The organism is Paenibacillus sp. cl141a (assembly GCF_900109305.1).
Lineage (GTDB): Bacteria > Bacillota > Bacilli > Paenibacillales > Paenibacillaceae > Paenibacillus_AQ > Paenibacillus_AQ lautus_A.
In genome coordinates, this window is sequence record NZ_FNZO01000004.1 from 585,147 (window position 1) to 602,160 (window position 17,014).

16 protein-coding genes, 8 tRNA genes and 1 rRNA gene are annotated in these 17,014 nt (G+C 52.0%); all 25 read right to left on the reverse strand.

Going from position 1 to position 17,014, the window contains the following annotated elements; translation table 11 throughout:
• Positions 1–45: 45 nt before the first annotated feature.
• Positions 46–885 (reverse strand): histidinol-phosphatase HisJ, encoded by an 840-nt coding sequence (hisJ, locus tag BMX45_RS15240; RefSeq protein WP_090910386.1) that lies wholly within the window; start codon positions 883–885, stop codon positions 46–48.
• Between the two features lie 11 nt (positions 886–896).
• A complete protein-coding gene (gene hisIE / locus BMX45_RS15245; protein ID WP_090910387.1) occupies positions 897–1,598 on the reverse strand; it encodes a bifunctional phosphoribosyl-AMP cyclohydrolase/phosphoribosyl-ATP diphosphatase HisIE in 702 nt (233 codons plus the stop codon).
• Positions 1,595–2,353, reverse strand: coding sequence for an imidazole glycerol phosphate synthase subunit HisF (hisF, locus tag BMX45_RS15250; protein WP_090910388.1), 759 nt, complete (start codon positions 2,351–2,353; stop codon positions 1,595–1,597). The genes hisIE and hisF overlap by 4 nt, the downstream gene beginning before the upstream one ends.
• Before the next feature lie 68 nt (positions 2,354–2,421).
• Positions 2,422–3,153: a 1-(5-phosphoribosyl)-5-[(5-phosphoribosylamino)methylideneamino]imidazole-4-carboxamide isomerase gene (gene hisA, locus BMX45_RS15255; protein ID WP_175495113.1), complete on the reverse strand. Its 732-nt coding sequence runs from the start codon at positions 3,151–3,153 to the stop codon at positions 2,422–2,424.
• A gap of 37 nt (positions 3,154–3,190) precedes the next feature.
• Positions 3,191–3,799, reverse strand: a complete 609-nt coding sequence (hisH, locus tag BMX45_RS15260) for an imidazole glycerol phosphate synthase subunit HisH (RefSeq protein ID WP_090910390.1) — start codon at positions 3,797–3,799, stop codon at positions 3,191–3,193.
• Positions 3,800–3,802: 3 nt separating this feature from the next.
• Positions 3,803–4,408 (reverse strand): imidazoleglycerol-phosphate dehydratase HisB, encoded by a 606-nt coding sequence (hisB, locus tag BMX45_RS15265; protein WP_009595657.1) that lies wholly within the window; start codon positions 4,406–4,408, stop codon positions 3,803–3,805.
• 65 nt (positions 4,409–4,473) lie between these two features.
• Positions 4,474–5,757, reverse strand: a complete 1,284-nt coding sequence (hisD, locus tag BMX45_RS15270) for a histidinol dehydrogenase (RefSeq protein ID WP_090910391.1) — start codon at positions 5,755–5,757, stop codon at positions 4,474–4,476.
• 114 nt (positions 5,758–5,871) lie between these two features.
• Positions 5,872–6,513, reverse strand: a complete 642-nt coding sequence (hisG, locus tag BMX45_RS15275; RefSeq protein WP_012818397.1) for an ATP phosphoribosyltransferase — start codon at positions 6,511–6,513, stop codon at positions 5,872–5,874.
• 54 nt (positions 6,514–6,567) lie between these two features.
• Positions 6,568–7,761 carry an ATP phosphoribosyltransferase regulatory subunit gene (locus BMX45_RS15280; protein WP_090910392.1) on the reverse strand — a complete coding sequence of 398 codons (1,194 nt, stop codon included), beginning with the start codon at positions 7,759–7,761 and terminating at the stop codon, positions 6,568–6,570.
• Between the two features lie 349 nt (positions 7,762–8,110).
• Positions 8,111–9,337 (reverse strand): acyltransferase, encoded by a 1,227-nt coding sequence (locus tag BMX45_RS15285; protein WP_090910393.1) that lies wholly within the window; start codon positions 9,335–9,337, stop codon positions 8,111–8,113.
• 180 nt (positions 9,338–9,517) lie between these two features.
• Complete coding sequence (locus BMX45_RS15290) at positions 9,518–10,024, reverse strand: acyltransferase (RefSeq protein WP_090910394.1); 507 nt, start codon at positions 10,022–10,024, stop codon at positions 9,518–9,520.
• Positions 10,025–10,037: 13 nt separating this feature from the next.
• The gene (gene ppaX / locus BMX45_RS15295) at positions 10,038–10,688 is read right to left on the reverse strand and encodes a pyrophosphatase PpaX (RefSeq protein ID WP_036663929.1); all 651 of its coding nucleotides are present in this window, start codon (positions 10,686–10,688) and stop codon (positions 10,038–10,040) included.
• 7 nt (positions 10,689–10,695) lie between these two features.
• Positions 10,696–11,835, reverse strand: a complete 1,140-nt coding sequence (lgt, locus tag BMX45_RS15300; protein WP_090910395.1) for a prolipoprotein diacylglyceryl transferase — start codon at positions 11,833–11,835, stop codon at positions 10,696–10,698.
• A gap of 21 nt (positions 11,836–11,856) precedes the next feature.
• Entirely contained in the window at positions 11,857–12,795 is a 939-nt protein-coding gene (gene hprK / locus BMX45_RS15305; RefSeq protein ID WP_009595669.1) for an HPr(Ser) kinase/phosphatase, read from the reverse strand.
• 526 nt (positions 12,796–13,321) lie between these two features.
• Entirely contained in the window at positions 13,322–14,446 is a 1,125-nt protein-coding gene (locus BMX45_RS15310) for an ABC transporter ATP-binding protein (protein WP_012818391.1), read from the reverse strand.
• A gap of 108 nt (positions 14,447–14,554) precedes the next feature.
• The gene (locus tag BMX45_RS15315; RefSeq protein ID WP_090910396.1) at positions 14,555–15,769 is read right to left on the reverse strand and encodes a PucR family transcriptional regulator; all 1,215 of its coding nucleotides are present in this window, start codon (positions 15,767–15,769) and stop codon (positions 14,555–14,557) included.
• Between the two features lie 152 nt (positions 15,770–15,921).
• A tRNA-Lys gene (locus tag BMX45_RS15320) sits at positions 15,922–15,994 on the reverse strand.
• Between the two features lie 7 nt (positions 15,995–16,001).
• Positions 16,002–16,087, reverse strand: a tRNA-Tyr gene (locus tag BMX45_RS15325).
• A gap of 12 nt (positions 16,088–16,099) precedes the next feature.
• Positions 16,100–16,172: transfer RNA gene (locus BMX45_RS15330), tRNA-Phe, on the reverse strand.
• Between the two features lie 207 nt (positions 16,173–16,379).
• A tRNA-Asp gene (locus BMX45_RS15335) sits at positions 16,380–16,456 on the reverse strand.
• A 13-nt stretch (positions 16,457–16,469) separates the two neighbouring features.
• Positions 16,470–16,545: transfer RNA gene (locus BMX45_RS15340), tRNA-Thr, on the reverse strand.
• A 25-nt stretch (positions 16,546–16,570) separates the two neighbouring features.
• Positions 16,571–16,646 (reverse strand) — tRNA-Val (locus tag BMX45_RS15345).
• 9 nt (positions 16,647–16,655) lie between these two features.
• Positions 16,656–16,732 (reverse strand) — tRNA-Met (locus tag BMX45_RS15350).
• 33 nt (positions 16,733–16,765) lie between these two features.
• Positions 16,766–16,857: transfer RNA gene (locus BMX45_RS15355), tRNA-Ser, on the reverse strand.
• A gap of 78 nt (positions 16,858–16,935) precedes the next feature.
• Positions 16,936–17,014: ribosomal RNA gene (locus tag BMX45_RS15360) — 23S ribosomal RNA — on the reverse strand; the annotation flags it as partial.

A 17,014-nucleotide genomic window follows, 5' to 3' on the forward strand; every position in this document is an offset into this window, starting at 1 on the left:
ACAGCCGTCTGCAATGAACCTGTTTGCAATTAGTGCTTGTCTTTATTATACATCGTTTCCTTCCACATTCCAAAGCACCATCTCCCGCTTCCGGTTACGGAAGGTCGCAAGCTCCCGAACGCCAAGCTCCGACAGTAGTGCCCGGGCCTGGTCCAGATGCTCGCCAAGCTTCATGGGCTGATGAGCATCCGACCCTAAAGTCAACGGAATGCCCAGCTTGATCGCTTCCTCCAGCATTCGCCGGCTTGGAAACATCTCCTCGCAGGCTTTCGATAAACCGGATGCGTTCAGCTCCATCGACTTCCCGCTCCGGGCCACGGCCGAAAGCGCTGCTTGCTCCAATGCGATCACGTCCGGCTTCTGTTCGGGGCCCGGACCATAACCGAACCGCTTGATCACGTCCAGATGGCCCATGATATCGTAGAAGCCGGTTGCGGCAGCCTTCTGCACCGCATCATAATATTGTTGATAGACTTCAAGCGGATCCTTGCCCTCCCAGCCTTGAGTCTGACGGTAATCCGTAATATCCCATTCACCAAGAAAATGAACGGAGCCAATGACATAATCCCATGGATAGTCTTTCACGATCCGCTCAATCTGTTCTTCGTATCCCTCAATATAGTCGCCTTCAAGACCGATCCGAATGTCAATCTGCCCTTTGAAGCGTTCCTTCAGCTGCAGGCATTCTTCCACGTAACGCGGCAGCTCATCCATCGGCATGGCCATCTCCGGATAATACGTTTCCGGGTTGACGTGAATCAACGGCATATGATCCGACAAGCCCAATTGATCCATCCCGAGTTCAATGGCGCGTCGTACGTACTCCTCCAGCTGCCCCTCGGCATGCCCGCACCGGGCATGGTGGGTATGGTAATCAATATGCATCGGTAAGCCTCCTAATCGCGGCGCGGCCGTTCATGCCGGCGGCTCAGCTCATCCATGATCTCATCCAGCGGGAGCTTCCGCTCCTGAAGGAGTACCAGCAGGTGATAGATCAGATCGCTGACTTCAAGCTTTAGCTCGGCGTTGTCTTTATTTTTGGCGGCGATGATCGTTTCGGAAGCTTCTTCGCCCACCTTCTTAAGGATTTTGTCCACGCCTTTATCGAACAGGTAGGTCGTATAGGCCCCTTCCGGCCGTTCCACTTCACGCTGGGCAATGACCTCTTCCAGCTCGGCAAGTACCGCGAAGCGCTCGCCGGACTCAGCCGTCCCCTGGCTCGCAGGCTCGCTCTCCTGCCCTTGAGCGATAATCTCATTGTGGAAGCAGGTCGTTTGTCCGGTATGACAGGCAGGTCCATTCGGATTCACCTGCAGCAAGAGGGTGTCTCCGTCACAATCGTATGTCATCGATACCACGGTCTGTACATTCCCGGAAGTTGCCCCCTTATGCCACAGCTCTTCGCGCGAACGGCTCCAGAACCAAGTCTCGCCGCTCTCCAGCGTCAATCGCAGCGATTCCCGGTTCATATAAGCCATCATCAGCACCTGCTTGCTCTCTGCATCCTGTATAATCGCCGGCACCAGGCCCGCGGCATCCCAACGGATATGCTCGCTGACCTGCTCCAGGGATAAATCTTTCAACATATCTTCGCTCACCGTATATCCACTCCTTTTTGGCTAAGCTGCAACTTGAGACGAGGGATCGAGATCTCTTTATAGTGAAAAATCGTGGCGGCAAGACCCGCATCCGCCTTGCCCTGAGTGAATACGTCATAGAAGTGATCTTCTTTGCCTGCGCCGCCGGACGCAATGACCGGGATCTGAACGGTCGAGGCGACGGCTGATGTCAGCGGCAGATCGAAGCCGTCCTTCGTTCCGTCCGCATCCATGCTGGTCAACAGAATCTCGCCCGCACCCAGGCTTTCCGCCTGCTTCACCCAATCAAGCGCCTTGATGCCGGAAGGCGTACGTCCGCCGTGCGTGTACACTTCCCATTCTCCCCACGCATCGTTGTACTTGGCGTCGATCGCCACGACGATGCATTGGGACCCGAATTTGCGCGCCCCGGCCGAGATGAGCTCCGGCTGCTTGACCGCCGCCGTATTCATCCCGATTTTATCCGCGCCCGCCCGCAGAATCCGCTTCATGTCCTCCACGGACGAGATGCCTCCGCCCACGGTAAAAGGAATGGCGATTTCCCCTGCCGTTCTCCGAACGACTTCTTCCATCGTCGCCCGGCCTTCGACCGAAGCCGATATATCCAGAAAGACAAGCTCATCAGCGCCTTCCCGGTCGTAGAGCGCCGCCAATTCCACGGGATCGCCCGCATCGCGGAGATTCACAAAGTTTACGCCCTTCACCACCCGGCCGTCCTTCACGTCCAGGCAAGGTATGATCCGTTTTGCCAGCATGCCTTTCCCCTCTTCCCCTATATGAATCTATCGTTCATGATAATTCGAACAGACACCGGTTCAAATTCTCATTGGATTCGCGTAATAGCCTCTTTCAGATCAATATTGCCTGTATACAGCGCCTTGCCCACGATCGCTCCGCCGACACCGTCGCCGCTGTGCGCGCTGAGCGCCAGCAGATCGTCCAGCTTCGTCACGCCGCCCGAAGCGATGACCGAGCGGCCGCTGGCTTTGGCCAGCGAGACAATCGCCTCTACGTTTGGTCCCTGCATCATTCCGTCGCGGGAAATGTCGGTGAAGATGAAGGTTTCCGCTCCTTTGGCCGCTAATTCTTTTGCCAACACCTCGGCTTGAACCTCCGACGTTTCCAGCCAGCCTCTCGTTGCGACGTATCCGTTGCGCGCGTCGATGCCGATGGCCACCTTATCCCCGTATTTGCCCAGCACCTCTTCCGTAAAGACGCGGTTTTCGATCGCTGCCGTGCCGAGGATAACCCGGCTGACGCCGAGCGACAGCAGCCGCTCCACATCCGCCAGCGTGCGAAGGCCTCCGCCGACTTGAACCGGAACCTGAACGCTGGATGCAATCTTCCCGATGATGTCGTCATTCACCGGCTGACCTGCCTTCGCGCCGTCCAAATCCACGAGATGAATAAATGTGCCGCCCTGCTCTTCCCACGATTTGGCTACCTCGAGCGGATTGTCATTGTATACCGTTTCTTGATTATAATCGCCTTGGACCAGCCTGACGCATTTGCCGCCGCGAATATCGATTGCCGGATATATGATAAAAGAGGACATTCCCATTCCCACTTTCCAATTGGTCTATTCGTTCGCCTTACGTTAAAGCCAAAAAATTGCGAAGCAGGCTCATGCCAAGTTCCCCGCTCTTCTCGGGATGAAACTGCATGCCGTACACCGAACCGCGGCCAACGATGGCCGTTACCGGCTGACCGTAATCGGTAACCGCCAGCAAATCAGCCTGAACCTCAGGAAGAACATGATACGAGTGGACAAAATACACATGACCTTCCTCAAGTCCCGCAAACAGCGGGTGCTCCCGCTTCTCGAACTGCAATGAATTCCAGCCCATATGCGGCACCTTGTAGTCCCCACCCGCAAACCGCACTACCGATCCGGGCAGTATATCCAGCCCTTCATACTTGCCATGCTCCTCGCTCCGGCTGAACAGGAGCTGCATGCCGAGGCAGATCCCCAGCAGCGGTTTTCCCGACTCCGCTGCTTCCTTCATGACCGAGTCCAGCGAGGCTTCGCGGAGCTGCTCCATGGCATCTCCGAATGCGCCGACTCCGGGCAGAATGATGCCATCCGCCGCCAGAAGCTCCTCCCGCTCCCCCGTAACGAGCGGCTGATACCCAAGCCGCTCTACCGCTTTGCTCACGCTGTGCAGATTGCCCATGCCGTAATCCACGATTGCAATGGCCATCGTTTAGAGCACTCCCTTCGTGGACGGTACGCCAGTCACCCTCGGATCCACGGTGGTCGCCTCATCCAATGCACGGCCGAGCGCCTTAAACACCGCTTCAATCATATGATGCGTATTGTGTCCGTAATGAACGATGACATGCAGCGTGATTCGGGCCTCCAGCGCCAATTTCCATAGAAATTCATGGACAAGCTCGGTATGAAAAGAGCCTACCTGCTGCGAAGGATACTCCGCCCGGTACTCAAAATGCGGGCGGTTGCTGATATCCACGATGACTTGAGCAAGAGCCTCATCCATAGGTACAAACACGCTGGCATAACGTTTGATGCCTTTTTTATCGCCAAGCGCCTCGCGGAACGTTTGCCCCAGGCAAATCCCGATATCCTCCACCGTGTGGTGGTCATCGATCTCGATATCGCCCTTTGCCTTGACGCGAAGATCGAACTGGCCATGCTTCGTAAACAAATCAAGCATATGATTCAGAAACGGCACATCGGTCTCCAATTCCGAGATCCCGGTCCCATCGACATTGAAATCCAGGGCAATGTCGGTCTCATTGGTTTTGCGGCTCACGCCGGCTGATCTTGCTGCTGCATCCAAACTGCTCACGTGGATTGCCTCCTCTATACGGAATATTTATGATGAACAAATGATGCTTGTTGTGGTCTGATTTCTTATCGTTCTTGTTTAAGCCGGATTTCGATCGCCCGGGCATGGCCCTCAAGCCCTTCGCGCCGGGCCAGCTCCATGATCTGCTCGCCGTCGCGCAGCAGCGCTTCTTTACTGTAGTAGATCAAGCTCGATTTTTTAATGAAATCGTCCAGATCCACTGGCGATGCGAACCGTGCCGTCCCATTCGTCGGAATGATATGGTTCGGTCCTGCAAAATAATCGCCTACCGGCTCCGAGCTGTACGGTCCCAGGAAGATCGCGCCTGCGTTCTCGATCTGGCCCAAGATCGCCATCGGCTCCTCCGTCACAATCTCCAGATGCTCCGGCGCTAAACGGTTAATGACTTCAATCCCTTCCTGAAGGGATTCCGTGACAATCACCGCGCCATAGCTGTCCACGGAAGCGCGGGCGATGTCCCGCCGCGGCAGCAGCTCAAGCTGCCGCTCTACTTCGGCGGCAACGGCTTCGCCCAGCTTTCGGGAAGGCGTCACGAGAATGGCCGATGCCATCTCGTCATGCTCAGCTTGGGAAAGCAGATCCGCTGCAATATACGAAGCATCTGCATGTTCATCGGCCAATACCGCAATCTCGCTTGGACCGGCCAGGCTGTCAATATTGACTGCGCCGTACACCTCACGTTTGGCCAGGGCAACGTAAATATTGCCGGGCCCGCAAATCTTATCCACGGGGGAAATGGTCTCCGTGCCGTAGGCCAATGCCGCAATGGCTTGTGCTCCTCCTACGCGGTAGATTTCCGTAACGCCCGCCTCGGCTGCAGCCACCAGAATATAGGGATTGATTCCATCCTTCCCGCCGGTTGCCGGGGGAGTGACCATGACGATTTCGGGCACGCCTGCCACTTGGGCCGGGATCACGTTCATCAGCACAGATGAAGGATAGGCTGCCTTCCCACCGGGCACATAGACACCGACGCGCTTCAACGGACGAATGATTTGTCCCAAGATGCTGCCGTCCGGCTGTAGATCCATCCAGGAATTCCGCTTCTGCTTCACATGAAATGCGCGAATGTTGTCTGCCGCGGCTTGTATCGCCTTCACGAACGAAGGCTCCACATGATCATAAGCCGCCTTGAGCTCCTCATCCGTTACGCGAAGCTGACCTGCGGTCAGACGGACACGGTCCAATTGCTCGGTATGCCGCAGCAAGGCGGCATCTCCTTCGGACCGAATGTCCCGCACAATCGCCTTCACGACTTCATTCTGCTCTGGTGTGCCGTAATCATTTTCCCGTTTCAGCTCAAAGTCCCGTGCTGATACTACCTTCATCTTAATCTCCCCCAATCCCGCTCCATCATGTTACATGCATAGCGTTTCTTGATGAATGAAGGATGATCCATTCGATCATCCATGCTCACCCAGTTGGTGCCTTATTTCTTAGTGCTAGATATTCGCTCCCTCAGACATAATGACCGTTTGCAGCCGATCGCACAATGCCTGAATTTCATCATTCTTCATCCGATAACTGACACGATTGGCAATCAGGCGGCTTGTAATTTCAAAGATGCTGGTCATCTCTACGAGTCCGTTCTCCTTGAGCGTTTGGCCTGTTTCCACCATATCCACGATACGGTCTGCCAAGCCGATGAGCGGTGCAAGCTCGATGGAACCGTTCAGTTTAACCACTTCAACCTGCTGGCCCTGCTCACGGAAATACTGTGAAGCCACGTTCGGATATTTGGTGGCAACCCGCTGCCTGATGCCCGGCTTCCAGTCCGGCAAGCCGATGACCGACATCCTGCACCGCGCAATGCCGAGATCAAGCAGCTCATAAACGTCCTTGTTCTCTTCCATCAGCACGTCCTTGCCGACGATACCGATATCCGCCACGCCGTATTCCACATAAGTCGGCACATCCACCGGCTTCGCCAGAATAAATTCCATTCCTGCCTCCGGCAAGGGAATGACCAGCTTGCGCGTCTCATCCACGTCGAGGGGTATCGGAAGTCCGGCTGAACGGAACAGCGCGGATGCTTTTTTATATATGCGCCCTTTGGGCATCGCTACTTTCAACGTTTCCGCCACGTTCGAATCCTCCTGACCTTAAACTTATATGATTATCGTTATAGATCCCGCATCCTATCGAAGGGTAATGACCTCTCGGTATCCTCTGTTGAGCAGACTGCCGGATACAACGGGTAACTCGGCATCTCGGACATTGGCCGAATCCGGTATGATCGAAGTGATGACGGTATGTCCCTGCGCCCGAAGTTCTGAGGCTTTAGCCAATCCTTCTTTTCGATGGGAAGCCGTGTACCGGATCAGAATGGGCAATTCCTCGACAATCTCCTCTCCTTGCACCCCATCGAGAATGCGATTGGTCTTGAGTGCAAAGCCTGTTGCCGGAACGGCACGGCCAAACTGCCGAAGCAGCTTGTCGTAACGACCGCCGCTTGCGACGGGAGAGCCCAGCTCCGCAGCATAACCCTCGAACGTCATTCCCGTGTAATAGGAGAAGTCTCCGAGCATCGTCAAATCAAACAGAACATGTCTGGAGACGTCGTAAGCCTCGAGCACTTCCCATACCTTGCTTAGATGCTCGATAGAAGCTCTCGCGAGTTCATTGCTGCTAATCTCGAGAGCTTGCCCGGCAATCTCCCTGCCTCCGCGCAGCTTCAGGATTCCCTCCAGCTGATCCTGCTGTACCTCCGTCAGGCTCAGTCTGGCAATGGTGTTGCGGTATCCAACGTAGTCGCGGTTCAGCAAATCCTGCTTCAGGCTCTCCTGATCCTCCTTCCGTTCCGGCAGCACTTCTTGAAGTAGGCCATTCAGATAACCCATATGACCCATTGCGATTTTGAATTTCTCCACGCCTGCTGCCTTCAGGGATTCGATGGCCAGCGCAATCACCTCGGCATCGGCTTCCGGCGTATCATCGCCCACAAGCTCGACGCCGGTCTGGAAGAATTCCGCTTCCCGCCCTGCTTCCTCCTCAATGGCGCGAAATACATTGGCATGGTAAGACAAACGTACCGGAAGCGGCTCATCCTTCAGCAGCGAGGACATGACCCGCGCTATGGGAGCGGTCAGATCGGAACGCAGCACCATCGTCGTGCCGCGTTTATTCAATAGTTTAAACAGCTTCTGGTCCGACGTAGAGCTTGCCACGCCTACCGTATCGTAGTATTCCATCGTTGGTGTCATAATCTGCCTGTAACCCCAGCGGTCCATGCATGCAAGCACTTCGCGTTCAATCCGACGCAGCTTGGTGACCGCATGAGGAAGATAATCACGAACACCTGCCGGTTTCTCGAAGCCTTTCGGTTTAGACATGACGCTCCACCTCAAATTCAGTAAAAGTCTTTAATATGGTAAAGTGGTACCTTGCTAATAAATTAAAGGATATTGGCTATATTACCATGAATCCTGCCTGATCGTCAATGCATGCGCATGCGTTCTGCTATGTATCGTTCTCTGACGGTACCCGCCTTACGCATCAATAGATCCGCCTAACTTCTGGGTATAATTGTAACACAAGAACGGACCGACGTGGCTTGCTTGTCTATTGGCTGAACCTCTGCATGGATCTGGATAGCGCCAATACAAAAAAAGCCGCCCGGCAGCCCGGACGGCTTTGCTTCATGATGAAGGATAAGAAGTTTTAACATTAGGCCTGATGTTCCTATAGATCGACCGATTTCTTGCTGTCGCCCGTAACGGTGTCTTTTCTCTGCGATGGTGTCGCAGGTGCTTTGGAGGATGGCTTCAATGATCGAGGAACGCTGCCCAGCAGCATCCACGACCCTGGAATCCACCGGAACACCGTCTGCACCACTAACGCACTGACAATCAATGCCGTTACCATCCCGCCGTATATCCAGATCAGATAATCATCGGTTACCGGATTCAGCTTCGGATCGAATTCCCGGTACAGGAACAGCCAGAGCGGGTGCACGAGATAGATCGCGAAAGACAGCTCGCCAATCCGCGTTAGCACTTTCACAATGAGTTTCCAGCCGCTGCTATACAGCCAGCTCGCCAGCTGCATCAGCACAATCGCGGAGAACACGGTGTGCAGATTCCACAACAGCTCGTACAACAGGGAATCATATTTGGCGCCATGCAATCTCTGATTGTACCAAATCTGCACATGCGTCAGCGCCATCGCGAGCCAGCCGGCCCATAACACGATCGTGCCTGCTCTTTGACCAGAGGTTTGCTTTTTCCAAGAAGACGTCAGCCAACCCTTGAATTTGTCGTAATTCATCGCCAGGTAAGCGCCCAGCATATAGTAGGCTAAATACGAAATGGCCAAGCTGCCTTTAAACGTGTACTGCAGCTCGTATTTGTTCCAGATGATGAAGCCCCATTGCAGCAGGAATCCGATCGGCACCGCCCACCTTACGAGAAACCGGGAGGATTTGAACAGCTTGAGGAAGATCGGGAACAGAATATAGAACTGCAAACTGATAAATACAAAGTATAAGTGCGTATAGTTCTGCCCTCTAGCCAACCGTTCAAAGAATAGCGGCATCTGTGCCCATAGATCAAACGAGCTGTTCAGCAGCCCGTTCTGATACATCCGCACAAAGAAGTAGATGATCGAGAACAACAGGTACGGCAGCAAAATGTATAAGAGCCGCCGTTTGTAGAAGTTTTTGATCAAGTCCTTGGTCAGCGGCCGGTCCGCATAGTTATAGAACAGCACAAAGCTGCTTAGGAATATAAACGAGGGTGTCCCGTATTTAAAGAAGATATTCAAAAAATTAATAATATAATAGAATCGCGAATCAATCGCATCCACCGTTGCAAATGAAGTCGCATGAACGTGAAGCACGCCCAGGATGGCCAGTGCACGGTAAATATCGAGCTGCGGCAGCCTTTCCTTTTTGTTCAGCGTTGCACCCATGTCAGGCGTCGCCTCCTTGTTTTCGAGTTTGTTGATAGAGTCAATGTATGCGAATGGACTGGCAAAAAAGTCCCTCAAGGCCATCATACCCCGGGGACTATTGTTCGCTTTGTGTCAGGTTATCCTTTACTCATTCTACAACAATTCAGCAAGCTTGAGAACCTAACTTGTCACATTACCTCAAATTGACTCGCTTTCCGTCGATGTCCTCTTCAGCTCTCGCAATGGATTCCCGCCTACAAAAACACCTGGTGCCACGTCCTTATGTACGACAGATCCTGCAGCAACGACCGCGCCGTCTCCGATCGTTACGCCAGGCAAAATCGTGGTATTCGCGCCGATGAGCACGTTCTCCCCGATCCGCACTTCACCCAAACGATATTCCTTTATTAAATACTCGTGAGCCAGAATGGTCGTGTTGTAGCCGATGACCGAATTCTCGCCGATGGTTATTTTCTCCGGAAAAAACACATCCACCATGACCATCAAGCCAAACGCGGTATGCTTCCCCACTTTCATCCCGAGCATATGGCGATAGATCCAATTCTTCATAGACAGGATAGGACAATACCGGGCGATCTGGATAAAAATGAAGTTCTTGACGCCCTTGAACGGGCTCACGGTGCGGTAGATTTGCCATAACGCGTTGGGGCCTTCTACAGGATAACGGGTAATCTTTCTGGCCATGCTGCCAAAACTCCTATTCCTCTTGAAGTCCTACGATTTCATACAGATCTCTCATATCCTTTAATATAAAATCCGGCCCGTACTCCATCAGCTTTTGCTCACCCTTGAGGGACCAAGCTACAGCGGCGGCCTTCACGCCCGCCGCCTTGGCAGACTGAATGTCCACCGGACTGTCTCCGATCATCAAAGTGGTGGCCGGATTGGCCCCCAACTGCTCAATCGCCGTCAGAACGGGCTCCGGATGCGGTTTCGGATGCTCCACGTCGTTCACCGTAACAATCGCCGACATGAAGCGCTCCAGATCGTACTTCTCCAGCGTCATCATGGTGGAAGGACGGATCTTCGTGGTTACGATCCCGAGCGAAAGCCCGTGACGATGAAGACGCTCCACGACTTCGTTCACATGCGGGAATGGTTTGACCATGTCATCATGATGGATCGTGTTGAAAGAGCGATAGGCTTTGATAAGCGGACTGACATCCTCGACGCCCCCTGAGAAAGCCTGCAGCTGCTGTTCCAGCGTGGTTCCCATATGCGGAATGATCTGCTCTCTGGTCAACGGTCCCGGGGCCTGCGCCTCGAAAACATGCATAAACGATGAGATAATCAATTCATTCGTGTCGATAATGGTGCCATCCAAATCAAACAGTACGGTTTCGATCATGCTGCAACTACTCCTTTTTGTCCTCCGTATCCGGTTTTATTGTCGGAGTGTCTTCTTCTGCCCGTGGTGAGGATTTGACTTCTGTCTCCTCTGCTTGGGCAACGTCGCCTTTATCCGCCATTTCCTCCGGTTCTGCGGCCTGTTTATGCTGTTTAGCAGGAGCCGGCGCAGAGGATTTGACGGTTTTGTTCGTTTGAAGATCGGCTTCCGGCGTTGGGCCAGCTCCGGTCTTCGTCGATACGATCGGGTCCAAATAACGCACATTGGCGCGGCCCGTCACACGGCGCACTATGATCAGCACGATGCCTCCGATGACAATCAACACGGACAGCAGCTGGGAGATTCGAATGTTGCCATAAGCCGGATCCAGGTGGCCCAGTTCAAAGCCCATCCAAGTCATCGGTGCCCATAACGTATTGTTAATGAAATCGGCAAGTCCTGCGGCGCCTTGGAAAGCCAAGCTGTCCGTCCGCACCGCTTCAATAAAGAACCGGCCGATGGAATACCAGATGAAGTAGCCGATGAAGAGTTCGCCTGCCCGCAGGAATTTCTGTCTGCGAATGATAAGCAGTATGACGATACCCAACAGGTTCCACAGCGATTCATATAAGAAGGTAGGGTGATGAAATACGCCCTGTACGTTCATTTGGTTCACGATAAAATCAGGCAAATGCAGCTGTCCGCGCAAGAAAGACTCGCTAACAGGACCGCCATAGGCTTCCTGGTTAACGAAGTTCCCCCATCGTCCAATGATCTGGCCGGCCAACAGGGACGGCGCACAGATATCGGCAATCCGCCAGAAGTTGTAGCCTTTTCGGCGAACATAGATCAACGCACAGATAATGGCGCCGATCAAGGCGCCGAATATGGCAATCCCGCCATTCCATATTTTGAACACATCCAGGAAGTTATCCTTATAGTCTTCCCATTTAAAAGCTACATAATAAATACGAGCACCGATAATAGCGGAAGGAACCCCAAGCAAGAGCAAATCCATGAAGAATTCCTGCGGAATGCCAAAACGCTTCCCCTCGCGAATGGCCAGCAGCAGACCCGCCAAGGCACCCAGGCCCAAAATCAAGCCATACCAATGAACACGCAGCGATCCGATGGAGAACGCCACCGGATCGATGAGCAATGTTTGCATCACTTATAACCCTCCCTAGTCCTAGTCCAAATCGTCCATATCTTCAGCAATCGTTGCCGTCAGCTTGTTCGTAAACTGCAGTGCAGCATTCAGTCCCATTTGCTTCAATCTGTAGTTCATAGCTGCCACTTCAATAATAACCGCAAGGTTACGTCCTGGACGAACCGGAATGGTGACCAGAGGGATATCCGTCTCTATAATTCGTGTTGTCTCTTCATCTAATCCCAGACGATCATACTGTTTATCCTGCTGCCAGGCCTCCAATCGAACAACAAGCGTAATCCGTTTATTATTCCGAACGGCGCCTGCACCGAATAACGTCATAACGTTAATAATACCGACCCCGCGAATCTCCAGCAGATGGCGAATCAGCTCAGGCGCTGTTCCATGCAGCTGAAAATCCGACGTCTGGCGAATCTCCACCGCGTCGTCCGCGATTAAGCGGTGTCCGCGTTTGACGAGCTCCAGAGCCGTTTCGCTTTTCCCGATACCGCTCGAGCCCGTGATCAGCATCCCCACGCCATACACATCGCACAATACTCCGTGGATGGTCGTCGTTGGCGCAAGTCTGCGTTCCAGGAAACTCGTGAATCGGCTTGTCAGGATGGTCGTCGCCATGCTGCTGCGCAGCACGGGCAAACCTCTTTCATTGCCGAGCTCCACCAGTTCTTCCGGCACTTCCAGGGAACGCGTAACCACGATGCATGGCGTTTCTTCCGTACACAGGCTGCGCATGCGTTCTTTCCGCTCTTCCGGCTTCAGCATTCCGAAGAAAGCCAGCTCCGTGCGCCCCATAAGCTGAACCCGTTCCCGCGGATGGTATTCAAAATAACCGGCCATTTCCAATCCCGGGCGATTCAGATCGTCCGTTGTAATCTGACGTTTCAAGCCTTCCTCACCTGCGATGACCTCCAGCTGAAACTGCTGGACCAGCTCGGATACCTTCACTTTCTTGGCCATGGTCTTACCCCTCTTCTTCCATTGTATGTTGACATCACAACGTAACCGGCATGCTGCACGGCTCGTTTGGGATGATATATTTGAAGATCGGTTAATTTACGAATTAAATAGGACGTCACAAGCCTAGCCGGCGGTCGGTCATGCTTCATGGAATACGCCCCAACAACCCATACGTTCAAAGCTTATGTATGCCTTGCTTTGTGCTTATCTTATCGAAAAAAGCCAATGAATGCAATTCTAACCGGCTATCCATTCCAGGACATTGGACTTGTCCAGGAGTGAAACGACGCTGCTACGGCATACTGCGACTAAAAAAACAGATGTTCTATTACTAAAGATAACTCTCTTTCTATATCGACAATTGGTTGTCTGCTTTATACACTTTTTATCCTAGGACCACTTCTACCGTCTGCTAGAACTGCCTGAACCCTTCGATAAGGGCAGAAACGGCCTAGTTTTATGTCTTTTTCTCCTAAAAAAACCGCCCCTTGAGGGGCGGTTTTCAAGAGATCTCGATTGCTGAAGATTAATCTTCGAGCAATACGTTCAATTCAGACTCTTTATCAAAGATATGAACTTTGTTCATGTCGAGTGCCAATTTCACATTGTCGCCTTCGCGAGTAGTCGAACGTCCGTCTACACGGCCGATAACTGTGTCGGTGCCCAAGCCGCTGAGGTACAAGAGCATTTCGTGACCAAGGTTCTCGGTTACGTCCACTTTCGCTGTGAAGATTGTGTTCGGGGAAGCTTCCAGGAATACTGGCTCTTCATGAATATCTTCCGGACGAACACCCATGATGACTTCTTTGCCAATCATGGATTTATTTTTGAGCAATTGTGCTTTACCGCCTGGAACTTGAACGTTCAAGCCCTGGGAAGTGAAGTATACGCCACCGTTTTGCTCGGACAATTTGCCGTTGATGAAGTTCATGGTTGGGGAACCAATGAAACCAGCAACGAACAGGTTGTTCGGATTGTTGTACAGCTGTTCTGGGGAATCCGCTTGTTGAATGATGCCATCCTGCATAACAACGATACGGTCACCCATCGTCATAGCTTCTGTTTGGTCATGCGTTACATAGATACAAGTGGTTTCAAGACGCTTCACCAGCTTAGTAATTTCAGCACGCATCTGACCGCGGAGTTTCGCATCCAAGTTGGAAAGCGGCTCATCCATCAAGAAGACTTGCGGATCACGGACAATCGCACGGCCCAAGGCAACACGCTGACGCTGACCACCGGAAAGAGCTTTCGGTTTACGCTCGAGCAAATGCTCGATATCCAGGATTTTCGCTGCTTCACGTACACGCTTATCGATTTCGTCTTTCTTCACTTTACGGAGTTTCAAACCGAATGCCATGTTCTGATATACGTTCATATGCGGATACAAGGCGTAGGATTGGAATACCATCGCGATGTCACGATCTTTAGGTGCTACATCGTTAACAACGCGGTCGCCAATGTAAAGTTTACCCTCGGAAATTTCCTCAAGACCTGCGATCATACGAAGTGTCGTAGACTTACCGCAACCGGAAGGACCTACCAATACCAAGAATTCTTTATCTTTAATATCCAAATTAACGTCAATTACAGTTGCTTTATCCGCACCTGCATACTTTTTGTAAATATGCTCTAAGCGTACACCAGCCATGTGCATTTGCCCCCTCATATGAATGTTATGAAATCGAATACAATTAATTTATAATCTTATATTACCCCATAGGCACCTGACTTGCTATACACAATCTGCACAAAAAACCTATTTCCTTTTCGTCACTTTATACAATAGAAGCGTTATTTTCACCAATACCGCATCACTGAAGCTGCGAACGTCAAGCCCCGTCTCCTGTTTGATCTTATCCAGTCGGTATAGCAGTGTATTCCGGTGAATATATAGATGTTTGGCCGTTTCGCTCACGTTGCAGTCCAATTCAAAAAAAGACTCCAGCGTCGACAAGGTCTCACTGTCCTCAAATAAGTCGGTATGGCCGGCAGCGTACTCCCGCAGGAATTGATTCCGTTGATACTCAGGGATGCTGTAAACCAGACGCTCCAGATGAAGACCGGTCGACAGATGAATATGCTCCTTGACCTGAAAAGTACGCCCAATGGTCATGGTCTCTCGCAACATGCCAACCGTCTGCGGCAAAGCATGAAGCGCATTGACTGCCGGGATCGCCGAAATATGAAAATCGCCCACCCATTCCGTTGAAATAAGCTCGTACAGCCCCATACAGAATAAGGACAGCAAGTCCTGATCGGCTTCCGAGGATGCTTCCTCTTTATCATCCGTCGTTATGCCACCCAGCAGCTCCTGATCGGCCAGGATAATCCATTCCTTATCCAGCAGCGGCACAAGAATGATATCCCCGTCAAAATAACTGCGCAACAACCGCAGCAGCGCTTTATAACTTGGCGTGGGAGCATGCTCGCTCTCATGAATGAGGAGAAAGGGGACCATTTCCTCCGTCAAGCTTGTCCGAATCTGCATCTCATCCGGTAGTTCAGCAAGCAACTCGCCGGTTTGAAGACGCTCTTTCAACCAACCGCCCAACTGCTGGGCGCGCCGTTCTTCTTCAACCTTGGCTGCATTCTTTGACATCGCGCCTGAAGGCGCTTCCTGAAGGCTCGCCAATAAAAGAGCGACAAGCCCAATCTCCGACTCCGTCAAGGCATTGGAATCCGCCACGAGGACCCGGCTCGGATCCTGTTGATTAACGGGAAACCAAATCTCACCAAGCTCCTTATGCACATAGGCACCATCAATCATTCGTGTTGTGTTTGAGCTTACGCTTTCTCCACGGCGAATGGAACTTGTAGCGCTTTCTTCACGACCAAACCGGTCACCGAACCGCGAGGTGATCGCCATCGCTTCCGTGAGCCATAGCGATTCTTGCTCATTCAATGTTTTTAAGCCGAGTGAGGTACCCAAGGTCTGCTCCAGTTTCTGAACGATATGCTCCATCTCCACCATTGATGACTCCACCACTTTATCGTTTTTTCTTATTTTAGCATATCATCCTGCACAAACGACAATTCCTTCTCTTTAAGTCCGTGCGCCTTGGGAAACAGTTCAGTAAAAACAATACAAAAAGAGCCGTCAACAACGTTGACGACCCTTTCGGATGAGCCATGAAGGACTCGAACCTTCGACACCCTGATTAAAAGTCAGGTGCTCTACCAACTGAGCTAATGGCTCTTATTACTGGTGGAGGATGATGGATTCGAACCACCGAACTCGGACGAGAACAGATTTACAGTCTGCTGCGTTTGGCCACTTCGCTAATCCTCCAAAATATAAAGGTGGCTCGGGACGGAATCGAACCGCCGACACGAGGATTTTCAGTCCTCTGCTCTACCGACTGAGCTACCGAGCCAAACATGAATAACATTAAAATAAAGTGCGGAGTGCAACACTTCCCACTTTAATTTGTGGAAAACCGACCATTTTTATTCCTTAGGAGTAATAATGGCGGAACTGACGGGATGCTCTCTCTTCGTTCGAGACTGCGAAGTCTGTGCTAACGAAGATATGCTCCGACGAACCCGGTTATGGATTCTCATCCCTGAAGCTTGTAAAATAATGGCGGAACTGACGGGATTCGAACCCGCGATCTCCTGCGTGACAGGCAGGCATGTTAGGCCTCTACACCACAGTTCCGCATTATTAAAGATGGTGCCGGCGAGAGGACTTGAACCCCCAACCTACTGATTACAAGTCAGTTGCTCTACCAATTGAGCTACACCGGCATGGTAAGATAATGAAAATAATACATGGTGGAGGCTGAGGGGATCGAACCCCCGACCCTCTGCTTGTAAGGCAGATGCTCTCCCAGCTGAGCTAAGCCTCCAGGTATGTATGGTAGCGGCGGAGGGGATCGAACCCCCGACCTCACGGGTATGAACCGTACGCTCTAGCCAGCTGAGCTACACCGCCATATAAAACCTCATTGCGTCCAAGTTATTCAAATGGCGGAGAGAGAGGGATTCGAACCCTCGCACCGCTTACGCAGTCTAACCCCTTAGCAGAGGGTCCCCTTATAGCCACTTGGGTATCTCTCCATCATAACTTGTATGCAGTTACAGAGATTGATTCCCTGAAAACTAGATACGAAACGGTATTTGCACTTTGAAATATTTTTGGATAAGCCCTCGACCGATTAGTATTGGTCAGCTCCATGCATTGCTGCACTTCCACCTCCAACCTATCTACCTCGTC